Genomic DNA, 20,574 nt, shown 5'->3' with positions numbered 1-20,574 from the left:
TCTGCCGGCCGCTTGCGCGCGCCGGCCCGCCCGCCATTTTGCGGCCGCTTTGCGCCGGCTCTGGCCGACGCGGACCCCGCATAGGAAAAGGACATTATGGAAGTGCAAGACATTGCCAAGCTGGCGATCGAAGCCCTGGAAGACGTCAAGGGCAAGGACATCATCGAACTGGACACCAGCAAGCTGACCTCGCTGTTCCAGTGCATGATCGTGGCCACCGGCGACTCCAACCGCCAGGTCAAGGCGCTGGCCAACAGCGTGCACGTGAAGCTGAAGGAAGCCGGCGTGGACATCGTCGGCAGCGAAGGCCACGAAAGCGGCGAATGGGTGCTGGTGGACGCCGGCGACGTGGTGGTGCATGTGATGCTGCCCGCGGTGCGCGACTACTACGACATCGAAGCGCTGTGGGGCGGTCAGAAGCCCAGCTTCCTGCCGGCCGGCGGCCGTCCGTGGTCGGCGACCTGATCCGGCTGCGCTAAGCCGCCATCAAGAACGGGGACGCAAGTCCCCGTTTGCGTTTTACTCCCTGGCTCACACACGATGAAAATCACTATTCTCGCCGTCGGCACCAAGATGCCGCGCTGGGTCGACGAAGCCTACGGCGATTACGCCAAGCGCTTTGGCCGCGACATCACGCTGGAACTGAAGGAAATCAAGCCGGAGAAACGCGGCGGCGGCGTCACCGCCGAAAAAGGCATCGCCGCCGAACACGAGCGGCTGCTCGCCGCCATCCCGCCGCGCGCGCGGCTGGTAGTGATGGACGAGCGCGGCAAAAACTGGACCTCGGTGCGGCTGGCCGAAGGCCTGAAGGAATGGATGGCCGGCGGCGACGATGTGGCCTTCATCATCGGCGGCGCCGACGGCCTGGCCGCGGAATTGAAACAACGCGCCGACGTGCTGCTGCAACTGTCCGCGATGACGCTGCCGCACGGCATGGTCCGGGTGATGCTGGCCGAGCAGATCTACCGCGCCTATTCCATTCTCAACAACCACCCCTACCATCGCGAATAGACGGACGCTGGCGGATCAAGCCGGCGGCGAGGCCTGGGCCGCCAAGGGCGGCGGCAAGGGCGGCGGCGCCAATCCGGCCCACTCCACCGTGACGGAATCCTCGCGCAGCGGCAGCGCCGAGCCCTCGGCGCGCGCCAGGCTGTCCAACCAATTTTCATTGCCTGAAAAAATCATGGCAGCTTCCTCCAGCCCTCATATTGCAAACGCCGCTCCACCGCGGTGGCGGATCGGCGGCAGGCCACCACCGGAATGCCCAGCGCGTGGGCGCTGTCCCGGTAATTACGCATCACATTGTGTCCCAGGAAATCGGTGAGCAGGATCAACAGATCCGGCTTGCCCGGCAGCGGCGCCTTGCGCTGATGCGCGACGTTGCGCCCGCAGATGTGGCGGGAAATCCGGATATCGTAGCTTTGCAGAACCGCCGGAATATTCCCCAAGCTGTCCGCGCCTATCAGCAGAGCGTTCATCAGCCACCTCCTTCTCGCGCGGCGCGGCACGCCGCCTTGACATGTCCTCACTCTAAGCCGATGTAATGGCGCAGTAAAGATATATAAAATTAGTTTTTTATTTCCAATAAATATATAAATGCCTCAGCGGTCCCATCGCGTCGCCCTCCACGACGATGAATCGGCAAACCTTTGAAATCTCTAGGTAAAACAAGACGCCGCCTCCGCCGCCACGGCGGGCCTCATCTCGCGCCCCTCCCCCCGTCCTTGCCAGCAAAACTATCGACAGAAAAACCGAAACCCGCTACGCTGCGCGCCCTCGGCCTATCCGCCCAACCTATTGATCTGTATATACAAATGAACGCAGTTCTTCTGGCCGTCATCGTCATGCTCGGGCTGGCGCTCTTGCGCACCCACGTCGTCATCAGCCTGCTGCTCGGCGCCTTGATCGGCGGCCTTAGCGGCGGCCTGTCCCTGTCCCGCACGCTTGAAGCCTTCAACAACGGCATCACCGGCGGCGCCGCGGTGGCCTTGTCCTACGCCCTGCTGGGCGCCTTCGCGCTGGCCATCGCCAAATCCGGCCTGCCCCACGCGATGGCGGATCTGGCGATCAAGCGGCTGGAACGAGGCGGCGCGCAAGGCAAACTGAAATGGGCCTTGATCCTGTTGCTGGCCCTGGTCAGCGTCGCCAGCCAGAACCTGGTTCCCATCCACATCGCCTTCATCCCGCTGCTGGTGCCGCCGCTGCTCTATGTGATGGCGCGGCTGCATCTGGACCGCCGCCTGGTCGCCTGCGTGATCACCTTCGGCCTGGTCACGCCCTATATGGTGTTCCCGGTGGGCTTCGGCGATATCTTTCTGAAGCAGATCCTGCTCGGCAACATCGCCAAATCCGGCATGGACGTGCGCGGCGTCAATGTGATGCACGCGATGGCGATACCGGCGCTGGGCATGCTGGCCGGCCTGCTGTGGGCGGTGCTGGTCAGCTACCGCAAACCGCGCCAGTACGCGCTGGGCAAGATAGAAAACGCCGAGCGCACCCGCGCCAAGGTCAGCCGCAAATCGCTGGCCACCGCGCTGCTGGCGATCACGCTGGCCTTCGCGGTGCAGCTGTATACCGATTCGATGATCATGGGCGCGCTGGCGGGCTTTCTGCTCTTCCTCGCCACCGGCGTGGTGAAATGGAAGGACGCGGACGGTCTGTTCAACGAAGGCATGAAGATGATGGCGATGATAGGCTTCACCATGATCACCGCCCAGGGCTTCGCGGAAGTGCTGAAGGCCACCGGCCAGGTGGGCGCGCTGGTGACCGCCAGCGCCGGCCTGTTCGCCGGCAATCAGGGCGTGGCCGCCTTCGCCATGCTGCTGGTGGGCCTGGTGGTGACCCTGGGCATAGGCTCGTCCTTCTCCACCGTGCCCATTCTCACCGCCATCTACGTGCCCCTGTGCATGCACCTCGGCTTCTCGCCGCTGGCCACCGTGGCCATCATCGGCACCGCCGGCGCGCTGGGCGACGCCGGCTCGCCGGCTTCTGACTCCACGCTGGGCCCGACTTCGGGCCTGAACGTGGACGGCCAGCACGACCATATCCGCGACACCGTGCTGCCCACCTTCCTGCACTACAACCTGCCTGTGCTGGCGGCCGGCTGGATCGCGGCCATGGTGTTGTAGAATGGCCGGCATGGATGATCAAATCGATGCCCGCCTGGCCGAAATGGAAGTGAAGCTCGCCTTCCAGGACGAACTATTGGACGCGCTGAACGCCACCGTGGCGCGCCAGCAAAAAGACATGGAGTTGCTGCAACAGCAGATGCGTCTGCTCTACCAGCAATTCCGTCAGGCCCAGCCGGACGACGCCGCGTCCGGCCTCAGCCTGCGCGACGAGGTTCCGCCGCATTATTGAGCCGGCGGCGGCTTAGAAGCGGTTCAACGTCTCGCGAGCTAAGGCGAGACCAGGCGAAAACCGCTGAGAAAGCGGAATGCGCACGTGGCGCATAAGTATTTCGAAGCGGTTTCAACACCCTGTATCTCATTATCCCGCCGATGCGCAGCAGGCTTGGAACAGGCGCTAGCGGTGGCCCTTGCGACGCGACACCGTCGCCTCGATATTCTTGCGGCCGATCAGCGGCGCCGGTTCCGGCATGTCCGGCGCGGCGTCGCCCAACCATTTGTACATCACCAGACAGTCCACCAGACCCAGCCGCGCGTGACGATAGGCGCGCGGCAAACGCCCCACCTGCTCGTAGCCCAGCTTGCGCCACAAGGCCACCGCCACCTCGTTGCTGGCCACCACGGAATTGAACTGCATCGCCAGGAAGCCGCTGTCGCGCGCCAATTGCTGCGAATGCTCGCACATCAGCCGCGCCACGCCCTTGCCGCGCGCCGCCTCGGCCACCATATAGCCGCAGTTGCAGACATGGCCGCCCGGTCCGGCGGCGTTGGGCTTGAGAAAATACGAGCCCAGCAGCGCGCCGTCCTCCTCCGCCACCAGCGTGTGCAGCGGCAAGCGCAGCCACAGCTCGCGCGCCTGTTCCTGTGTCATCTCCGGATCGAAGGCGTAGGTTTCCCTGGCCGCCACCACCGCGTGGAACACCGGCCAGAAACGCTCGAAATCGTCGTCGTTCATCGGTCTGATCGTAATCATGCTGCCTCCTGTTTCAATTGCGCCGTCCCCGGCTTTCTGGTCATGCGTCCGGACAACAGGCTGGCGCTGGCGATCAAGGCGCCGCCCGCCCATTCGCGCGGCGTCATCGCCTCGCCGGCCAGCAAATAGGCCGACGCCGCCGCGAACAACAACTCCATCAGCATCAACGTCATCGTCTGCGTCGCCGGCAGAATGGAAACCCCGTGCTGCGATATCACGCTGGTGCACAGCAAGGTGACGCCCAGGATGCCCAGCACCAGCCAGCTTTGCGGCGGTATCTGCAAAATGCCGCCCAGCTGCCCGGCCAGCGCCAGCTTGATCGCGCCGATGGACGCCACGCCGAACCAGATCGACGCCGATTTAACCGGCACCGGAATGGACTGGGCGCCGCGGCTGATCACATTGCCCAGCGCGAAGGCCATTCCGCCGGACAAGGCCAGCCATTCGTAGCGATGGCTGAGCGGCAGCTCCCCGGCGAACAGGCCGGGACGATAGATGAAGATGAAGCAGCCGAGCAGCGACAGGGCCACCACCAGCCAGCCGCTGCGGGTCAGGCGCTCCTTCAGGATCAGCCGCGACAGGAACACCGTCCACAGCGGCGACAGGTAGAACAGCAGCAAGACCCGCATCACTTGTCCCTCGGACACGGCCCAGGTATAGCTGTAGTTGCACCAGCCGAACACCGCGGTCAGCACCAGCAACACCGGCTGCAGCCGGAATTGGCGGCGGTAGACGTCGAAAAAGGTGATCACGCCCAGGGTGATGGCCACCAGATAGACCACCAGCGAGGTCATCGCCACGCTGACTCCGCTTTGATTGAGGCTGCGGAAGGGATACCACATCAGCCCCCACACCAGCGCGGTGGTCAGAATGCCGGTGGTGGCCAGAAACTTTTGTTTTACAGGTGTCATTGCTGTTCTTAAGATGTTCGCTGTTCGTTTGCTTGCGCCCGCTTTCCTGGAGATACCCGTGAACCCTCGCCTGGCCCAATTGCAGCCCTATCCGTTTCAACGCCTGCGCGCCCTGCTCGCCGGCGCGACGCCGCCCGCGGACAAGGCGCACATCAACCTGTCGATAGGCGAACCCAAGCACCCGACGCCGGCGCTGGTGGAACAGGCGCTGATAGCCAATCTGGGCAGCTTGTCGCAATACCCGGCCACGCTGGGCAGCGAAGCGCTGCGCCAGGCCTGCGCCGCCTGGATGCGGCGGCGTTATGACCTGAACCTGGATGCGCAAAGCGAGATACTGCCGGTCAACGGCAGCCGTGAAGCCTTGTTTGCTTTTGTGCAGACGGTGATCGACGCAAGCGCGGAGCCTGCGCCGGTAGTGATATCCCCGAATCCTTTTTACCAGATTTACGAAGGCGCGGCACTGTTGGCCGGCGCCGAGCCCCACTATGTCAACTGCCTGGCCGAACAGCGCTTCCAGCCGGACTGGAGCCAGGTGCCGGAGTCGGTGTGGGCACGCACCCAGCTGGTGATCGTGTGCAGCCCCGGCAACCCCACCGGCGCGGTGATGTCGCTGGCCGATTGGGAAACCCTGTTTCAGCTGTCCGACCGCTACGGCTTCGTCATCGCCAGCGACGAGTGCTATTCCGAAATCCACTTCGGCCGGCCGCCGCTGGGCGGGCTGGAGGCGGCGAGCAAGCTGGGACGCGGCTTTGAGCGGCTGCTGATGTTCACCAGCCTGTCCAAGCGCTCCAACGTGCCCGGCATGCGCTCGGGCTTCGTCGCCGGCGACGCGGCGCTCCTGGCGAAATTCCTGCTCTACCGCACCTACCACGGCAGCGCGATGAGCCTGACGATACAGGCGGCCAGCGTGGCGGCCTGGAACGACGAGGATCACGTCGAGTCCAACCGGGCGCAATACATCGCCAAGTTCGACGCGGTCACCCCGCGGCTGGCGATGGGGCTGGAAGTGCGCCGCCCGGACGCTGGTTTCTACCTGTGGGCCAAGGTGCCGGACGGGAATGATGTAGACTTCGCCAAGGCGCTGTTCGCCGAAGAACACGTCACCGTGCTGCCCGGCAGCTACCTGGCGCGCGAGGCCCACGGCGTCAATCCCGGCGCCGGCTATGTCCGCGTCGCGCTGGTGGCCACGCTGGAGGAATGCGTGGCCGGCGTCGAGCGCATCGTCGCCTTCGCCGAGCGCCGGCAGCGCCAGACCCCCTGAATCCACGCGGCCCGCCTCCGGCGCGGCCGCTTGAAAGCGAATTGAATGACGACTTCCATCCACATTGCCAAAGGACTGAACACCATGCATCCGATCCAGACCCTGATCGAAGAAGCGTTTGAGAAGCGCGCCGAGATCACGCCCGCCACCGTCTCCGCCGAACTGAAGGCCGCCATCGGCCAGGTGATCGCCGAGCTGGACGCCGGCCGCCTGCGCGTGGCGGAAAAACAGGGCGCCGACTGGGTGGTGAACCAGTGGGTGAAGAAGGCGGTGCTGCTGTCTTTCCGCATCCACGACAATGAAATCTCCGACGACGGCGTCAACCGCTACTTCGACAAGGTCGACACCAAGTTCGCCGACTGGAACCCGGCCCGCTTCCAGGAAGCCGGTTTCCGCGTGGTGCCGGGCGCGGTGGCGCGCAAGGGCAGCTTCATCGCCAAGAACACCGTGCTGATGCCGTCCTACGTCAATATCGGCGCCTACGTCGACGAAGGCGCGATGGTGGACACCTGGGCCACCGTCGGCTCCTGCGCCCAGATCGGCAAGAACGTTCACCTGTCCGGCGGCGTCGGCATCGGCGGCGTGCTGGAACCGCTGCAGGCCAACCCCACCATCATCGAAGACAACTGCTTCATCGGCGCGCGTTCGGAAATCGTCGAAGGCGTGATCGTAGGCGAAGGCTCGGTAATCTCCATGGGCGTCTACATCGGCCAATCCACCAAGATCTACGACCGCGAAACCGGCGAAGTCAGCTACGGCCGCGTGCCGCCGGGCTCGGTGGTGGTGTCCGGCAACCTGCCCAGCAAGGACGGCAGCCACAGCCTGTACTGCGCGGTGATCGTCAAGAAAGTGGACGCTCAGACTCGCAGCAAGACCAGCATCAACGAGCTGCTGCGCGGCGTGTAAGGCCCCGCCGTCCGCCGGCTCGGGCGGACGGTCGGCTCGCCCGCCGTTCGCCTTTTCTCCCCTCCGTCGTCGCCTCTCGGCGTCTCCGGCCGCATTGCAATGCAGCATATTTGCATCGCGAATGCTGTTGAAATTTGGCTAGTCCACGACAAGTCTATAAAATCTCCAGTTCGAAAAGAATCGGCAAAAAAGCGGCCGCTCTCCAAGCACCGCTCAGCCCAGGCCGTGAAGCGCCGCCAGCCAAGGCGCAGCGCAACGCCAGGGCTTGGGTGACGGGCTTCAAGAGCCGCTTTGCCTGAACGGCCCGCCATCGCACCGCTCCGGGTCCGCCGTTTCAACCGAAGCCGTCCGCGGCTTCACGCATGCTATCTGGAAAACTTGTGTCTTCTGACAATTTCATCGAGTTCAGAAACGTCAGCTTCGCCTATGGCGAACGACCCATTCTGAAAAACCTCAACCTCGCGATTCCGCGCGGCAAGCTGGTGGCCGTCATGGGCGGCAGCGGCAGCGGCAAGACCACGCTGCTGCGGCTGATCTCGGGCCAGAACCGGCCGCAAAGCGGCGAGGTGCTGGTGGACGGCAAGAGCGTCGCCAAAATGAGCGCCGCCGAACTTTATCAACACCGCCGCCGCATGGGCATGTTGTTCCAGTTCGGCGCGCTGTTCACCGATCTGTCGGTGTTCGACAACGTCGCCTTCCCCATTCGCGAGCACACCAAGTTGCCGGACAGCATGATCCGCGACCTGGTGACCATGAAGCTGGAAGCGGTCGGCCTGCGCGGCACCCAGCAGCTGATGCCGGCCGAACTGTCCGGCGGCATGGCGCGTCGGGTGGCGTTGGCGCGCGCCATCGCGCTGGACCCGCAGCTGATGCTGTACGACGAACCCTTCACCGGCCTGGACCCAATCTCGCTGGGCGTGATCGCCCACCTGATCAAGAAGCTCAACCACGCGCTGGGCACCACCGCGGTGATGGTCACCCACGACGTGCACAAATCGCTGGAGATCGTGGACCACGTGCTCTTCGTCGCCGGCGGCGAAATCGTCGCCCAGGGCACGCCGGACCAGGTGCGCAATTCGGATTCGCCATGGGTGCACCAATTCATCTGGGGCGAGGCCGACGGCCCGGTGCGTTACGCCTATCCGGCGGAGCGCTCGCTCGCCGACGACCTGGGACTCAACGGAGGCCGCCATGCTTGACCTGATCGCCGCGCCCTTGCGCAGACTAGGCCATCTCGCCATCAACGCCGTCTGGCGGCTGGGCTTCGCCTGCCGCTTTCTGGTGGCCATCCTGCGGGGCAGCGGCCAAAGCCTGCTGCGGCCGCAGCTGACCATACGCGAGGTCTACTTCGCCGGCGTGATGTCCTTGATCATCATCCTGGTGTCCGGCCTCTTCGTCGGCATGGTGCTGGGCCTGCAGGGCTACAGCACCCTCGCCAAATTCGGCTCCTCCGACGCGCTGGGCGCGGTGGTGGCGCTGGCCCTGCTGCGCGAATTGGGCCCGGTGCTGGCCGCGCTCTTGTTCGCCAGCCGCGCCGGCAGCGCGATGACGGCCGAAATCGGCCTGATGAAAACCACGGAGCAACTGGACGCGATGAGCGTGATGGCGGTCGATCCGATCGCCCGCGTCGTGGCGCCGCGCTTCTGGGCCGGCGTGATCTCCATGCCCATCCTGGCCGCACTGTTCAACGTGGTCGGCATCTTCGGCGGCTACCTGGTGGGCGTGGTGATGATAGGCCTGGACGTCGGCACCTTCTGGTCGCAGATGCAGGCCAACGTCGATCTGCATTTCGATGTGGTCAACGGACTGATCAAGAGCCTGTGCTTCGGCGTCGCCGTCACCCTGATCGCCGTGTTCGAAGGCTATGACGCCACTCCGACGGCCAGCGGCGTGTCCGCCGCCACCACCCGGACCGTGGTCACCTCCGCATTGGTCATCCTGGCGCTGGATTTCATCCTGACCGCCTTCATGTTCTAGGAAAAACCCGAATGAAACGCTCTACTATTGACTTGTGGGTAGGCATTTTCGTGGCGCTGGGCATTGCCGCCGTCACCTTTCTGTCGCTGAAAGTGGCCAATCTGGTCCCGCAAAGCGCCAACCAGACCTATGTGCTCTACGCCGACTTCGACAACGTCGGCGGACTGAAGGTCAAAGCGCCGGTCAAGGAAGCCGGCGTGGTGATCGGACGCGTGGCCGACATCCGGCTCAACCCGAAAACTTATCGCGCCCGCGTGACTCTGAATATTGACAAGACCTATCAGATCAGCGACGACGCCAGCGCGTCCATCCTGACCGCCGGCCTGCTGGGCGAACAATATATCGGCATGCTGCAAGGCGGCTCGGAAACCAATCTGGCCCCGGGCGGCACCATCACCATCACCTCCTCGGCCATGGTGCTGGAACAATTGATCGGCAAGTTCATGACGGGCTTTACCGATAGCAACAAGAGCGCTGACAAATAGCGCGGCACAAAGACGGGGCACCCCGCAACACACTGCCGGCCGGCGCGCTGCCCGCGCCGCCGGCTCACTCGCAATCGATTGGAAAAAAGATGAAAAAACTGCTCGCATTCTGCTGTCTGCTGTTCGGCCTGTCCGCCGCGGCCCAAGCCGCCGGCGACACCCCCACCGACGTGATCAAGGACGCTTCCCGCCAGGTGCTGGAAGTGCTGAAACAGGACAACGGCAAGAACACCAAGCAAATCCGCCTGCAGGCGGAAGCGGTGGCGGTGCCGATGTTCGACTTCCCGCGCATGACCGCGCTGGCCGTGGGCCTGGGCTGGCGTCAGGCCAGCGCCGAACAGCGCGCGCAACTGACCCAGCAATTCCAGACCCTGCTGGTGCGCACCTATTCCGCGACCATGACCCGCTTCAAGACCGCCCAGGTCGACGTCAAGCCCAACCCGCTGATGAGCAACGGCGACCGCGACGCCACCGTGAAAACCACGGTGACCCTGCCGGGCAACGCCAACCCGGTGGCGGTGGATTATTCGCTGAACAAGGGCGCGCAAGGCTGGAAGATCTATAACGTTAGCGTGGAAGGCGCCAGCCTGGTCACCGTCTATCGCAACTCCTTCAACGAAGAAGTGCGCAAAAGCGGCGTGGACGGCCTGATCAAGCTGCTGCAGAACAAGAACGCGGCGCCGGCCGCCGCCGCGCCCGCCAAGGGCAACGCCTGATGCTGGAACGCACCGCCCCCGGCCAGGCCCGGCTCAGCGGCCAACTGAACATGGACAGCTGCGGCCCCTTCGCCGCGCCGCTGGCCAAGCTCGCCGGCGAAGCGCCCTTGCGCCTGGATCTGTCCGGCGTGACCGGCGCCGACTCGGCCGCGCTGGCCCTGTTGCTCGGCGCGCGCCGCGCCGCCGACGCCGCCGGCCACGCCCTGTCGCTGGAAAACTGGCCGAACGGGCTCAGCGCCTTGCTGGACCTTTACTCGCTGGCGGAGCTGCTGTCCGCCCCGGCGGCGGATTGATATGCGGAGAGGATTTATGTCGTCCCTGAAACCCGCGCTGACCGGCCTGGCGCTCTCGCTGCTGCTGGCCGGCTGCGCCAGCAACCCGACGGTGCCTTACGACCGCTTCGAGCCCTATAACCGCGCCATGTACCAGGTCAACGACACCGCCGACCGCTACGTGATCAAGCCGGTGGCCGAGGGCTACAAGGCCGTCACGCCGTCGCCGGTGCGCACCGGCGTCAGCAATTTCTTCGACAATCTCAAAGACGTCTACAGCGCGCTGTCCAACGCCTTGCGCGCCGAGCCGGAAAAAGCGCTGAACGACGTGATGCGAGTGGCGATGAACACCGGCTTCGGCCTGTTCGGCCTGATCGACATCGCCAGCCAGGCCGGCCTGAAGAACAACAAGACCACGCTGGGCGACACCTTCGCCGCCTGGGGCTGGCACGACAGCAACTATCTGGTGCTGCCCTTCTTCGGCCCCTCCACCGTGCGCGACGGCGCCGGCCTGACCGCCTCGCTGGCCGGCCCGGGCCCGGAAAAAATGTTCTACGACACCACCTGGCAGGCGGTGGGCTTCTACGGCCTGTACGGCGTGAACACCCGCGCCCGCTACCTGGGCGTGGAAGCCATGCTCAGCACCGCGGCGCTGGACCCGTACAGCTACACCCGCGACGCCTATATGCAGTTGCGCGCGCAGCAGCTGGGCCTGCCCAACCCCACCCAGCCGGCGGACACCTTCAGCCTGGACGAACTGGTCGACTCGCCCGCCGCGACGGCGCCCGGCGACAAGACAGCGGCCTCCGCCGCGCAGTAAACCCACTCTCTCCGCCGCCGGCCACTGGCCGGCGGCCTTCCTTTTTACTTATCAACAGGAAACGCCATGAGCAATCTGCCAGCCTGTCCGCAATGCAAATCCGAATACACCTATCAGGATGGCGCGATGTATGTCTGCCCGGAGTGCGCGCACGAATGGAACGAGCAGGCCGCGCCGTCCGAAGAGGCCCGCGTGATCAAGGACGCCAACGGCAATGTGCTGCAGGACGGCGACAGCGTCACCGTGATCAAGGATCTGAAAGTCAAAGGCTCCTCCCTGGTGGTGAAAGTGGGCACCAAGGTGAAGAACATCCGCCTGGTCGACGGCGACCACGACATCGATTGCAAGATCGACGGCATCGGCGCGATGAGCCTGAAGTCCGAATTCGTCAAGAAAGCGTAAATCCCGCGCACCAAAACAAAACGCCACGGCCTGAGCCGTGGCGTTTTTCATTGCAGGGGCAAAGCTTACGCTTAACTGATCCGTTCGATCAGCGCGCCTACCGCGCCCAGCTTCTTCTCGATATGCTCGTAGCCGCGGTCCAGGTGGTAGATGCGATCGACGATGGTCTCGCCCTCGGCCACCAGGCCGGCGATCACCAGGCTGGCCGACGCGCGCAGATCGGTGGCCATCACCGTGGCGCCGGACAGCTTCTCCACGCCCTTGATGATGGCGGTGTTGCCTTCCACTTCGATATTGGCGCCCATGCGGTTCAGCTCGGGCACGTGCATGAAGCGGTTTTCGAAAATGGTTTCGGTCACCACGCCGGCGCCCTCGGCCACGCAGTTCAGCGTCATCAGCTGGGCCTGCATGTCGGTGGGGAAAGCCGGGTAAGGCAAGGTGCGGAAGTTCACCGCCTGCGGACGGCGCTTCATGTCCAGCGAGATCCAGTCGTCGCCGCACTCCACCACCGCGCCGGTTTCGGCCAGCTTGTCCAGCACCGCTTCCATGCTCTTGGGCGCGGCGTTGCGCAGCACGATGTGGCCGCGCGTCATCGCGCCGGCCACCAGGAAGGTGCCCGCCTCGATGCGGTCCGGCATCACCGCGTAATCCGCGCCGTGCAGACGCTCCACGCCCTCGATCACCAGCCGGTCCGTGCCGATGCCGCCGATCTTGGCGCCCATGGCCACCAGACAGTTGGCCAGATCGGTCACTTCCGGTTCGCGCGCGGCGTTTTCCAACACGGTGGTGCCCTCGGCCAGCGTCGCCGCCATCAACAGGTTCTCGGTGCCGCCCACGGTCACCATGTCCATGATGATGCGCGCGCCGCGCAGGCGGCGGGCCTTGGCCTTGACGTAGCCGTGCTCGATGCTGACCTCGGCGCCCATCGCCACCAGGCCCTTGATGTGCTGATCCACCGGCCGGCTGCCGATGGCGCAGCCGCCCGGCAGGGACACCGTGGCCTCGCCGAAGCGCGCCAGCGTCGGGCCCAGCACCAGGATGGACGCGCGCATGGTCTTCACCAGATCGTACGGCGCCACCAGGCTGTCCAGATGGCCGGCGGTGATTTCCATCTCGTGCACATTGTCCGTCATCACCCGCACCCCCATGCCTTGCAGCAGCTTCTGGGTGGTGGCGATGTCGCGCAACATCGGCACATTGGTGAAGCGCATGGTGTCGCCGGTCAACAGACTGGCGCACAGAATGGGCAGGGCGGCGTTCTTGGCGCCGGAAACGCGGATCTCGCCGTTGATCGGACCGTTGCCGATGATTTTCAATTTATCCATGACGGATCAGCCTTGCAGTTTTTGCCATTCGTCCGGCGTGGCGGCCTTGACGATGGACAGAGCGTGAATTTCATTGCTGGCCAGGCGGGTGGCGATCACCTCCTTGACCAGGCGGTGGCGGTCGATCAGGCGCTTGCCCTCGAAAGCCGCCGACACGATGGTGGCGTAGAAGTGGTGGCCGTCGCCTTCCACTTCCAGATGGGTACAGGCCAGGCCGGCCTCGATGTACTGTTTGACTTGTTGCGGAGTAATCATGAGAAATCCCGTGGATGCGCTCAATGGCGCAGTTTATAGCCAGATTTGATCAGCCAGAGCGTCAGGCCCGACAAGACGGCGAAGCTGCCGCCCACCACGCCGGCCGACAGCCAGGGGCTGACGTCGGCCTGGCCGAAGAAGCCGTAGCGGAAGCCGTCTATCATGTAGAACACCGGGTTGAGATGAGACGCGGCGTACCAGAACGGCGGCAGGCTGTTGATCGAATAGAACACGCCTGACAGGAAAGTCAGCGGCATGATCAGAAAGTTCTGGAAGGCGGCCAGTTGATCGAACTTTTCCGCCCAGATGCCGGCCAGGATGCCCAGCGCGCCCAGCACGCCGCAGCCCAGCACGGCAAAGGTCAACGCCCACAGCGGCTGAGCCGGCAGCGGCAGGCCGAACCAGCCGGTGATCAGCAAAACCCCGGCGCCGACGGCCAAGCCGCGCACGACGGAGGCCAGCAGATAGGCGCCGAAGAATTCCAGCGCGGTCAGCGGCGGCAGCAGCAGGAACACGATGTTGCCGGTGATCTTGGACTGGATCAGGCTGCTGGAGCTGTTGGCGAAGGCGTTCTGCGCCATCGACATCATCGCCAGGCCCGGAATCAGGAAGGCGGTGTAGCTGATGCCCGGATAGGCCTCGACATGGCGCGACAACACATGGGCGAAGATCAGTTGATACATCAACGCGGTCAACACCGGCGCGGCCACGGTCTGGAACGCCACCTTCCAGAAGCGCACCAGCTCTTTCTTGAACAGGGTCATGAAGCCGGTCATGGCTGCGGCCCTCCATTCATCATCTTGACGAACACGCTTTCCAGATCCGTCTCCACCACGTTCAGTTCACGCACTTCCACCGCCGCTTCGCGCAGCGCGGTCAGCACCGCTTCCAGCTGGCCCAGGTGCTCCAGCTGCAACACCACGCGGCGGTCCTCGTCGCGCAGCTTCAAAGGCAGCAAGGCCGCCGGCAAATCGCCGGACAGCAGCAAGGCCACTTCGCGGCGCGCGCTGTGCGCCAGCAGCTTGTCCTTGTTCTCCAGCGCCACCAGCCGGCCCTTCTTCAGCATGGCGATGCGCGAGCACAAGGCCTCGGCCTCCTCCAGATAATGAGTGGTCAGCACGATGGTGTGGCCGGCGCGGTTCAGTTCCTGCACGAACACCCACAGGCTCTGGCGCAGCTCCACGTCCACGCCGGCGGTGGGCTCGTCCAACACGATGACCGGCGGGCGGTGCACCAGCGCCTGGGCCACCATCACCCGGCGCTTCATGCCGCCGGACAGGGCGCGCATATTGCTGTGCGCCTTGTCCGCCAGACCCAGCTTGAACAGCAACTCGTCGATCCAGTCGTCGTTGCGGCCCAGGCCGAAGTAGCCGGACTGGAAGCGCAGCGTTTCCCGCACCGACAGAAAGGGATCGAACACCAGTTCCTGCGGCACCACGCCCAGCGCCTTGCGCGCGGCGCGGAAATCGCCGACCACGTCGTGGCCCATGATGCGGATGCTGCCGCTGTCCGGCCGCGACAAACCTGCCATCGCGGAAATCAGCGTGGTCTTGCCGGCCCCGTTGGGGCCGAGCAGGGCGAAGAATTCGCCGGGGGCAACGGTGAAGCCGACCTGGTCCAGCGCCTGCAGCTGGCCATAGCGCTTGCTCACCGCCTGAATTTCAATAGCCTGGGGCATGAGAGAGGTAACACCGACAACGCCGCGCGGCTGAAGCCGCCAACGGCGCTAATGGTTTGACAAAAAAGGTCAATTATAGCGCTGGGCTACGCTTGAGGGGGAGAGTTCTTCCATCACTTCCGGCAGGAATATTCCACGGTAGACATATTGCAACAGTTGCGTGGCATTCTCGCCCAGATTGGTCTGGCTGCCGTCCGCCAGCCAGCGGTTGATCAGGCCGTGATGCATGGACTGCAACACCTCGGCCACCGTCTCCGGCGTCACGTAGGGCAAGGTCTGGCCGGCATCCACCGCCATCTGCACCACCAGGGTCAATTGCTCGCGGGTTTCTTGCATATGCGCAACACACTCGTCGTGAATGGGAGCCAGTTCGCCGACATGCTCGCTACGCATAAACAGAATGAGTAATATACGACGAACCTGTTGGTTCTCCCCAATCATGGTCAGCAGCCGGTGGCTATGGTTCCACAAGGCCAGAGCCGGACTCGAGTGTGCCGTTCTCAACAATTGCTCGCAGATGTCATCAAACTGCCCGCCCATCCTGTCCAGCATCGCCCGGTACAAGTCCAGCTTGTTCTGGAAATGCCAATACACCGCGCCGCGCGTCAATCCCGCCGCGCTGGCGATGTCTGCCAGTGTCGTTTTAGAGACACCCTTCTCGCTAAAAAGCTGCTCCGCCGTATCCAGCAGCAGATGCCGCGTTTGTTCGGCTTCTTCCCGGGTTTTGCGTGCCATGTTGAACGTATCGCTGATCAAAGGGGTCTGTCGGAAGCCCGCACCATAACACAATGCGTCGCTGGAAGCATTTTACATACGTACACGCATGTATGTAAAATGTCGCGACTCAAGATCGATCAATTCCCACTATCAAAGAAAAATTGCAGTACCTTTTACTTATAACACTCATACCCCCACATTCCTGAGGACATCCCATGAAGATGCAAGGAAACACCTTCGCCCAGAAAGGCGGGCACTGGCTGTTGCTCACCGCTCTGGCCGCCAGCCTGATGGCCTGCGGTCAAAAAAACGACCAGCACGCCGGCGCCATGCCGCCGGTGCCGGTAGGCGTGATTGAAATCACCCCTAGCGATGTGCCGGTCTCCTTCGAATTCGTCGGCCAGGCGGCAGGCTCGCGAGAAGTGGAAGTACGCGCCCGTGTGGGCGGCATTCTGCTCAAGCGCGCCTATACCGAAGGCAAGCCGGTCAAACAGGGCGACTTGTTGTTCCAGATCGATCCGGAGCCGTTGAAGGCGACGCTGGACCAGGCCCAGGGCAATCTGCAAGTGCAACAGGCTCAGCTGGTACGCACCAAGCAGGACTTCGACCGCATCAGCCCGCTGTTCAAAGAGAACGCGGTCAGCCAGAAAGACCGCGACGACGCGGTCAGCGCTTATGAAGCCGCCAAGGCTTCCGTCGCCGCCGCCCAGGCCCAGGTGCAGCAGGCCAAGATCAATCTTGGCTACGCCCGCGTCACCGCGCCGATTTCCGGCATGACCAGCCAGGAAACCCGTTCCGAAGGCAGCCTGGTGTCCACCAGCGCCGACGGCAGCCTGCTGACCAAGGTGTCCCAGCTGGACCCGGTCTACGTCAATTTCAGCATGTCCGACAGCGACATGATGAATCTGCGCAAGATGCAGGACTCCGGCCAATTGAAGCTGGCCTCCAACGGCCACTTCAACGTGCAGCTGAAGCTGACCGACGGCTCCACCTACGGCAAGAGCGGCCGGCTGAACTTCACCGACAGCCTGGTGGACGCCAGCACCGGCACCATCCGTTCGCGGGCCACCTTCGCCAACCCGGACGGCAGCATTCTGCCCGGCCAGTTCGTGCGCGTGATCCTGCAAGGCGCCCAACGCAGCAACGCCATCGCCGTGCCGCAGCGCGCGGTGCTGACCTCGCAGCAGGGCAAGATGGTCTGGGTCGTCGGCGCCGACAACAAGGTGCAGCCGCGTCCCATCACCGTGTCCCAGGACGTGGGTCTGAACGTATTGGTGGAAAGCGGCCTGAAAGCCGGCGACAAAGTGGTGGTGGACAACATCATCAAGCTGCGCCCGGGCGCCGATGTGAAGCCGCATCCGTTCAAGGCCGACGCCAGCGCGCCCGCCGCCGCGCCCAAACAATAAGGCAAAGGGGTAACCATCCATGTTTTCCGCCTTTTTCATCAGGCGGCCCATCTTCGCCAGCGTGATCTCCATCGTGATCACGCTGGCCGGCTTGGCCGCCCTCAAGGCATTGCCCATTGAGCAGTACCCGGAAATCGTGCCGCCGATGATCTCGGTGAGCGCGAGCTACCCGGGCGCCTCCGCCGAGGTGATCGCCAACACCGTCGCTTCGCCGCTGGAACAGGCGATCAACGGCGTGGACGACATGCTCTATGTGCAGTCCACCAGCTCCTCCAGCGGCAAGCTGTCGTTGAGCGTGACCTTCAAGATCGGCACCGACGCCGACCAGGCCACCATCAACGTCAACAACCGCGTGCAGTCGGTGTTGTCGCAGCTGCCGGAAGAAGTCCGCCGGCAGGGCGTCAACGTGACCAAGAAGTCCTCGGCCTTCCTGCAGGTGATTTCGCTGTTCTCGCCGGACAAGACCTACGACACCCTGTTCATCAGCAACTACGCGCTGTTGAACGTGGTGGACGAGCTCAAGCGGGTGCCGGGCGTGGGCGACGTGATCAACTTCGCCGGCCAGGACTACTCGATGCGCGTCTGGCTGAAGCCCGATCGCCTGGCTCAGCTCAAGCTGACGCCCAGCGACGTGGCCGCCGCCATCCGCGAGCAGAACGCTCAGTTCGCCGCCGGCAAGGTGGGCGCGGAACCGGTCAAAGGCAAGCAGGACTTCACCTACACCGTGACCACCCAGGGCCGCCTGTCCGAACCGGAAGAGTTCGAGAACATCATCGTGCGCTCCAACCCGGACGGCTCCGCCGTGCGGCTGAAGGATGTGGCGCGCGTGGAACTGGGCGCCTTGTCCTATGACTTCACCGGCACGCACAACGGCCGGCCCACCATCCCGATCGGCATCTTCCTGGCGCCCGGCGCCAACCAGCTGGCCACCGCGCAAGCCGTGGAACAGACGATGCAGAAGCTGGCGGTGAGCTTCCCCAAAGGCCTGAACTACGCCATCCCTTACGACACCACCAAGTTCGTGGAAGTGTCGATCAAAGAGGTGTACTCCACGCTGGCCGAAGCCATGGTGCTGGTATTCCTGGTGGTGTTCCTGTTCCTGCAGAACTGGCGCGCAACCCTGATTCCCTGCCTGGCGGTGCCCGTCTCCATCATCGGCACCTTCGCCGGCATGTACGCCTTCGGCTTCACCATCAACACCCTGACGCTGTTCGGCCTGGTGCTGGCCATCGGCATCGTGGTGGACGACGCCATCGTGGTGCTGGAAAACGTCGAACGCCTGATGACCCAGGAAAAGCTGTCGCCGCTGCAAGCCAGCTTCAAGGCGATGGATGAAGTGTCCGGCGCGCTGGTGGCCATCGTGCTGGTGCTGTGCTCGGTGTTCATCCCGGTGGCCTTCCTCGGCGGCATCGCCGGCCAGATGTACAAGCAGTTCGCCATCACCATCGCGGTGTCGGTGTCGATTTCCGGCCTGGTGGCCCTGACCCTGACCCCGGCGCTGTGCGCGCTGCTGTTGAAGGAAGGCCATCAGCATCCGGCCCGCTTCTTCGTCTGGTTCAACAACTGGTTCGATCGCCTGACCCAGGGTTATTCCCGCGGCGTGGTGTTCCTGATCAAGCGCAGCGCGGTGGGCATCCTGCTGTTCGCCGGCCTGATCGCCATCTGCGTTGGCCTGTTCCGCATCATCCCGTCCAGCCTGGCGCCGGACGAGGACCAGGGCTACATCATCGCCGCCGCCTTCCTGCCGGACGGCGCGTCGATGCAGCGCACCTCGGCCACCATGACCAAACTGGACGCGATGACCAGCAAGAACCCGGCGGTCCAGGACGTGATGAGCTTCGCCGGCTTCGACATCCTGACCGGCGGCAACAAGACCAACGCCGGCGTGTCCTTCATCACCCTGAAACCGTGGGATGAGCGCAAAACGCCCAACCTGTCGTCTCAGGCCGTGGTGGGCGACACCTTCGCCAAGGGCATGATGGGCATCACCGACGGCATCGTGCTGGCCTTCAACCCGCCGCCGATCTCCGGCATGTCCAACACCGGCGGTTTCGAGGCCTATGTGCAAAGCCGCGGCGGCGCCAGCTCCGTGGAACTGGGCGAAGTCACCAAGAAACTGGTGGCCGCGGCCGCCAAACGCCCGGAACTGAAAGGGGTGCAAACCACCTTCTCCGCCAGCGTGCCGCAGATCTACGTCAAGCTGGATCGGGCCAAGGCCAAGTCCCTGGGCGTGCCGGTCAACACCGTGTTCGACACCATGCAGAGCACCTTCGGCGCGCTGTACGTCAACGACTTCAACAAGTTCGGCCGCACCTTCCGCGTGCAGCTGCAATCGGAGGCGGATTTCCGCACCCGGGTTGAAGACCTGCGCAATATCTATGTGCGTTCGCAGGACGGCAATATGATCCCGCTGACGGCGCTGGTGACCATCAAGCACACCACCGGTCCGGAAAGCCTGGAGCGTTTCAACATCTTCCCGGCGGCCAAGCTGGTGGGCGGTCCCGCGCCCGGCTTCAGCTCCGGCGAGGCGTTGAACGTGCTGGAAGCCGTGGCCAAGGACACCTTGCCCGACGGCTACACCCTGGCGTGGACCGGTTCCGCCTTCCAGGAGAAATCCACCAGCGGTTCTTCCGCCGTGGTGTTCGGCTTCGGCATGATCATGGTGTTCCTGATCCTGGCGGCGCAGTACGAACGCTGGAGCCTGCCTATCAGCGTGCTGATGGCGGTGCCTTTCGCCATGTTCGGCGCGCTGATGGCCAACTGGATGCGCGGACTCGCCAACGACGTCTACTTCCAGGTGGCCTTGGTGACGCTGATCGGCCTATCGGCCAAGAACGCGATCCTGATCGTGGAGTTCGCCGTCCAACAAATGGAAGAAGAAGGCCTAAGCGTGGTCGAAGCCGCCATCGAGGCCGCCAAACTGCGCTTCCGCCCCATCGTGATGACTTCGCTGGCCTTCGTGCTGGGTTGCATGCCCTTGGCCATCTCCAGCGGCGCCGGCTCCGCCAGCCGCCACTCGATCGGCACCGGCGTGGTGGGCGGCATGTTGGCCGCCACCTTCATCGCCACCTTCTTCATCCCGATGTTCTTCATGCTCATCATGAAGTTCAGCAAACCGAAACAGCCTCAGCCCGCGGCCGAGGCAGGAGACAAGGCCGATGCTTAAACGCGCCCTGATTCCCTCATTGGTGGCGCTGGCGCTGACCGCTTGCGCGGTCGGCCCCGACTACAGTCGCCCCAAACTGGAGCTGCCGGACAGCGCCCAGGCCCAGAACCCGGCCATCGCCCTGGACTGGTGGAAGCAGTTCAACGATCCGGTGCTGGATCAGTTGATCGCCCAAG

At 64.0% G+C, this 20,574-nt stretch carries 24 protein-coding genes and 1 pseudogene; 16 read left to right on the top strand and 9 right to left on the bottom strand.

Annotation, left to right across the window (positions count from 1 at the left end; translation table 11 throughout):
- The first annotated feature begins 96 nt into the window (after positions 1-96).
- Together rsfS and rlmH are read left to right on the top strand one after the other, a co-directional pair.
- Positions 97-465, top strand: coding sequence for a ribosome silencing factor (gene rsfS, locus NK214_RS04950; RefSeq protein WP_019101317.1), 369 nt, complete (start codon positions 97-99; stop codon positions 463-465).
- A gap of 75 nt (positions 466-540) precedes the next feature.
- Entirely contained in the window at positions 541-1,011 is a 471-nt protein-coding gene (gene rlmH / locus NK214_RS04945; RefSeq protein ID WP_019101316.1) for a 23S rRNA (pseudouridine(1915)-N(3))-methyltransferase RlmH, read from the top strand.
- 15 nt (positions 1,012-1,026) lie between these two features.
- Here the strand turns inward: rlmH and NK214_RS04940 are convergent, their stop codons facing one another.
- Positions 1,027-1,185: a hypothetical protein gene (locus tag NK214_RS04940; RefSeq protein WP_158274379.1), complete on the bottom strand. Its 159-nt coding sequence runs from the start codon at positions 1,183-1,185 to the stop codon at positions 1,027-1,029.
- Complete coding sequence (locus NK214_RS04935) at positions 1,182-1,478, bottom strand: DUF2325 domain-containing protein (RefSeq protein ID WP_107801047.1); 297 nt, start codon at positions 1,476-1,478, stop codon at positions 1,182-1,184. Before NK214_RS04935 ends, NK214_RS04940 begins: the two co-directional genes overlap by 4 nt.
- A 336-nt stretch (positions 1,479-1,814) precedes the next feature.
- Here NK214_RS04935 and NK214_RS04930 point away from each other — a divergent pair, with 336 nt between their 5' ends.
- Positions 1,815-3,128, top strand: a complete 1,314-nt coding sequence (locus tag NK214_RS04930; RefSeq protein ID WP_107801048.1) for a Na+/H+ antiporter family protein — start codon at positions 1,815-1,817, stop codon at positions 3,126-3,128.
- A gap of 10 nt (positions 3,129-3,138) precedes the next feature.
- Positions 3,139-3,360: a SlyX family protein gene (locus tag NK214_RS04925; RefSeq protein ID WP_107802046.1), complete on the top strand. Its 222-nt coding sequence runs from the start codon at positions 3,139-3,141 to the stop codon at positions 3,358-3,360.
- 165 nt (positions 3,361-3,525) lie between these two features.
- Here NK214_RS04925 and NK214_RS04920 read toward each other — a convergent pair whose 3' ends face one another.
- Complete coding sequence (locus NK214_RS04920; RefSeq protein ID WP_253313872.1) at positions 3,526-4,101, bottom strand: GNAT family N-acetyltransferase; 576 nt, start codon at positions 4,099-4,101, stop codon at positions 3,526-3,528.
- A complete protein-coding gene (locus tag NK214_RS04915) occupies positions 4,098-5,012 on the bottom strand; it encodes a DMT family transporter (RefSeq protein WP_019101310.1) in 915 nt (304 codons plus the stop codon). The genes NK214_RS04920 and NK214_RS04915 overlap by 4 nt, the downstream gene beginning before the upstream one ends.
- 58 nt (positions 5,013-5,070) lie before the next feature.
- Between NK214_RS04915 and dapC the strand changes: the two genes are divergently transcribed.
- The 9 genes from dapC (at position 5,071) to NK214_RS04870 (ending at position 11,851) form a co-directional block, all read left to right on the top strand.
- Positions 5,071-6,273 (top strand): succinyldiaminopimelate transaminase, encoded by a 1,203-nt coding sequence (gene dapC / locus NK214_RS04910; RefSeq protein WP_253313871.1) that lies wholly within the window; start codon positions 5,071-5,073, stop codon positions 6,271-6,273.
- An 84-nt stretch (positions 6,274-6,357) separates the two neighbouring features.
- Positions 6,358-7,179 (top strand): 2,3,4,5-tetrahydropyridine-2,6-dicarboxylate N-succinyltransferase, encoded by an 822-nt coding sequence (gene dapD / locus NK214_RS04905; RefSeq protein WP_253313946.1) that lies wholly within the window; start codon positions 6,358-6,360, stop codon positions 7,177-7,179.
- A 380-nt stretch (positions 7,180-7,559) separates the two neighbouring features.
- Positions 7,560-8,378, top strand: a complete 819-nt coding sequence (locus NK214_RS04900) for an ATP-binding cassette domain-containing protein (RefSeq protein WP_253313870.1) — start codon at positions 7,560-7,562, stop codon at positions 8,376-8,378.
- Positions 8,371-9,156, top strand: coding sequence for a lipid asymmetry maintenance ABC transporter permease subunit MlaE (gene mlaE, locus NK214_RS04895; protein ID WP_107801053.1), 786 nt, complete (start codon positions 8,371-8,373; stop codon positions 9,154-9,156). The genes NK214_RS04900 and mlaE overlap by 8 nt, the downstream gene beginning before the upstream one ends.
- Positions 9,157-9,167: 11 nt before the next feature.
- Entirely contained in the window at positions 9,168-9,641 is a 474-nt protein-coding gene (gene mlaD / locus NK214_RS04890) for an outer membrane lipid asymmetry maintenance protein MlaD (protein WP_253313869.1), read from the top strand.
- A gap of 89 nt (positions 9,642-9,730) precedes the next feature.
- Positions 9,731-10,357: a phospholipid-binding protein MlaC gene (locus NK214_RS04885; RefSeq protein WP_107801055.1), complete on the top strand. Its 627-nt coding sequence runs from the start codon at positions 9,731-9,733 to the stop codon at positions 10,355-10,357.
- Positions 10,357-10,650: an STAS domain-containing protein gene (locus NK214_RS04880; protein WP_253313868.1), complete on the top strand. Its 294-nt coding sequence runs from the start codon at positions 10,357-10,359 to the stop codon at positions 10,648-10,650. Before NK214_RS04885 ends, NK214_RS04880 begins: the two co-directional genes overlap by 1 nt.
- A 16-nt stretch (positions 10,651-10,666) precedes the next feature.
- Positions 10,667-11,449 carry a VacJ family lipoprotein gene (locus NK214_RS04875; protein ID WP_107801057.1) on the top strand — a complete coding sequence of 261 codons (783 nt, stop codon included), beginning with the start codon at positions 10,667-10,669 and terminating at the stop codon, positions 11,447-11,449.
- A gap of 66 nt (positions 11,450-11,515) precedes the next feature.
- Positions 11,516-11,851: a zinc ribbon domain-containing protein YjdM gene (locus NK214_RS04870; RefSeq protein ID WP_107801058.1), complete on the top strand. Its 336-nt coding sequence runs from the start codon at positions 11,516-11,518 to the stop codon at positions 11,849-11,851.
- Positions 11,852-11,922: 71 nt separating this feature from the next.
- On the opposite strand, the gene murA is transcribed toward NK214_RS04870, so the two are convergent.
- The 5 genes from murA to NK214_RS04845 form a co-directional block, all read right to left on the bottom strand.
- Positions 11,923-13,176: a UDP-N-acetylglucosamine 1-carboxyvinyltransferase gene (murA, locus tag NK214_RS04865; protein ID WP_253313867.1), complete on the bottom strand. Its 1,254-nt coding sequence runs from the start codon at positions 13,174-13,176 to the stop codon at positions 11,923-11,925.
- A 6-nt stretch (positions 13,177-13,182) separates the two neighbouring features.
- On the bottom strand, positions 13,183-13,431 hold the full coding sequence (locus NK214_RS04860) for a BolA family protein (RefSeq protein ID WP_048407933.1): 249 nt from the start codon (positions 13,429-13,431) through the stop codon (positions 13,183-13,185).
- 20 nt (positions 13,432-13,451) lie between these two features.
- Positions 13,452-14,207, bottom strand: coding sequence for an ABC transporter permease (locus tag NK214_RS04855; RefSeq protein WP_107801060.1), 756 nt, complete (start codon positions 14,205-14,207; stop codon positions 13,452-13,454).
- Entirely contained in the window at positions 14,204-15,109 is a 906-nt protein-coding gene (locus NK214_RS04850; protein WP_107801061.1) for an ABC transporter ATP-binding protein, read from the bottom strand. Before NK214_RS04850 ends, NK214_RS04855 begins: the two co-directional genes overlap by 4 nt.
- A gap of 69 nt (positions 15,110-15,178) precedes the next feature.
- On the bottom strand, positions 15,179-15,844 hold the full coding sequence (locus tag NK214_RS04845) for a TetR family transcriptional regulator (protein WP_107801062.1): 666 nt from the start codon (positions 15,842-15,844) through the stop codon (positions 15,179-15,181).
- A 197-nt stretch (positions 15,845-16,041) separates the two neighbouring features.
- On the opposite strand from NK214_RS04845, the gene NK214_RS04840 reads away from it, so the two are divergent.
- From NK214_RS04840 to NK214_RS04830, 3 genes and pseudogenes are all read left to right on the top strand, one after another.
- A complete protein-coding gene (locus NK214_RS04840) occupies positions 16,042-17,232 on the top strand; it encodes an efflux RND transporter periplasmic adaptor subunit (RefSeq protein ID WP_227105658.1) in 1,191 nt (396 codons plus the stop codon).
- A 19-nt stretch (positions 17,233-17,251) separates the two neighbouring features.
- Positions 17,252-20,398 carry an efflux RND transporter permease subunit gene (locus NK214_RS04835; protein ID WP_107801063.1) on the top strand — a complete coding sequence of 1,049 codons (3,147 nt, stop codon included), beginning with the start codon at positions 17,252-17,254 and terminating at the stop codon, positions 20,396-20,398.
- A pseudogene (locus NK214_RS04830) lies at positions 20,391-20,574 on the top strand (transporter); the annotation flags it as partial. The gene NK214_RS04835 and the pseudogene NK214_RS04830, both read left to right, overlap by 8 nt.

The sequence above is a fragment of the Chromobacterium sp. S0633 genome (assembly GCF_024158805.1).
GTDB lineage: Bacteria > Pseudomonadota > Gammaproteobacteria > Burkholderiales > Chromobacteriaceae > Chromobacterium.
Note: the sequence above shows the minus strand (reverse complement) of the source record. Positions and strands in the feature narration are given on the sequence as shown.

What these genes read in the sequence shown, in the direction of transcription:
- rsfS (WP_019101317.1), top strand. Translation starts at nt 97, where the DNA reads ATGGAAGTGCAAGACATTGCCAAGCTGGCGATCGAAGCCCTGGAAGAC.
- rlmH (WP_019101316.1), top strand. Translation starts at nt 541, where the DNA reads ATGAAAATCACTATTCTCGCCGTCGGCACCAAGATGCCGCGCTGGGTC.
- NK214_RS04940 (WP_158274379.1), bottom strand. Translation starts at nt 1,185, where the DNA reads ATGATTTTTTCAGGCAATGAAAATTGGTTGGACAGCCTGGCGCGCGCC.
- NK214_RS04935 (WP_107801047.1), bottom strand. Translation starts at nt 1,478, where the DNA reads ATGAACGCTCTGCTGATAGGCGCGGACAGCTTGGGGAATATTCCGGCG.
- NK214_RS04930 (WP_107801048.1), top strand. Translation starts at nt 1,815, where the DNA reads ATGAACGCAGTTCTTCTGGCCGTCATCGTCATGCTCGGGCTGGCGCTC.
- NK214_RS04925 (WP_107802046.1), top strand. Translation starts at nt 3,139, where the DNA reads ATGGATGATCAAATCGATGCCCGCCTGGCCGAAATGGAAGTGAAGCTC.
- NK214_RS04920 (WP_253313872.1), bottom strand. Translation starts at nt 4,101, where the DNA reads ATGATTACGATCAGACCGATGAACGACGACGATTTCGAGCGTTTCTGG.
- NK214_RS04915 (WP_019101310.1), bottom strand. Translation starts at nt 5,012, where the DNA reads ATGACACCTGTAAAACAAAAGTTTCTGGCCACCACCGGCATTCTGACC.
- dapD (WP_253313946.1), top strand. Translation starts at nt 6,358, where the DNA reads ATGCATCCGATCCAGACCCTGATCGAAGAAGCGTTTGAGAAGCGCGCC.
- mlaE (WP_107801053.1), top strand. Translation starts at nt 8,371, where the DNA reads ATGCTTGACCTGATCGCCGCGCCCTTGCGCAGACTAGGCCATCTCGCC.
- mlaD (WP_253313869.1), top strand. Translation starts at nt 9,168, where the DNA reads ATGAAACGCTCTACTATTGACTTGTGGGTAGGCATTTTCGTGGCGCTG.
- NK214_RS04885 (WP_107801055.1), top strand. Translation starts at nt 9,731, where the DNA reads ATGAAAAAACTGCTCGCATTCTGCTGTCTGCTGTTCGGCCTGTCCGCC.
- NK214_RS04880 (WP_253313868.1), top strand. Translation starts at nt 10,357, where the DNA reads ATGCTGGAACGCACCGCCCCCGGCCAGGCCCGGCTCAGCGGCCAACTG.
- NK214_RS04875 (WP_107801057.1), top strand. Translation starts at nt 10,667, where the DNA reads ATGTCGTCCCTGAAACCCGCGCTGACCGGCCTGGCGCTCTCGCTGCTG.
- NK214_RS04870 (WP_107801058.1), top strand. Translation starts at nt 11,516, where the DNA reads ATGAGCAATCTGCCAGCCTGTCCGCAATGCAAATCCGAATACACCTAT.
- murA (WP_253313867.1), bottom strand. Translation starts at nt 13,176, where the DNA reads ATGGATAAATTGAAAATCATCGGCAACGGTCCGATCAACGGCGAGATC.
- NK214_RS04860 (WP_048407933.1), bottom strand. Translation starts at nt 13,431, where the DNA reads ATGATTACTCCGCAACAAGTCAAACAGTACATCGAGGCCGGCCTGGCC.
- NK214_RS04855 (WP_107801060.1), bottom strand. Translation starts at nt 14,207, where the DNA reads ATGACCGGCTTCATGACCCTGTTCAAGAAAGAGCTGGTGCGCTTCTGG.
- NK214_RS04850 (WP_107801061.1), bottom strand. Translation starts at nt 15,109, where the DNA reads ATGCCCCAGGCTATTGAAATTCAGGCGGTGAGCAAGCGCTATGGCCAG.
- NK214_RS04845 (WP_107801062.1), bottom strand. Translation starts at nt 15,844, where the DNA reads ATGGCACGCAAAACCCGGGAAGAAGCCGAACAAACGCGGCATCTGCTG.
- NK214_RS04840 (WP_227105658.1), top strand. Translation starts at nt 16,042, where the DNA reads ATGAAGATGCAAGGAAACACCTTCGCCCAGAAAGGCGGGCACTGGCTG.
- NK214_RS04835 (WP_107801063.1), top strand. Translation starts at nt 17,252, where the DNA reads ATGTTTTCCGCCTTTTTCATCAGGCGGCCCATCTTCGCCAGCGTGATC.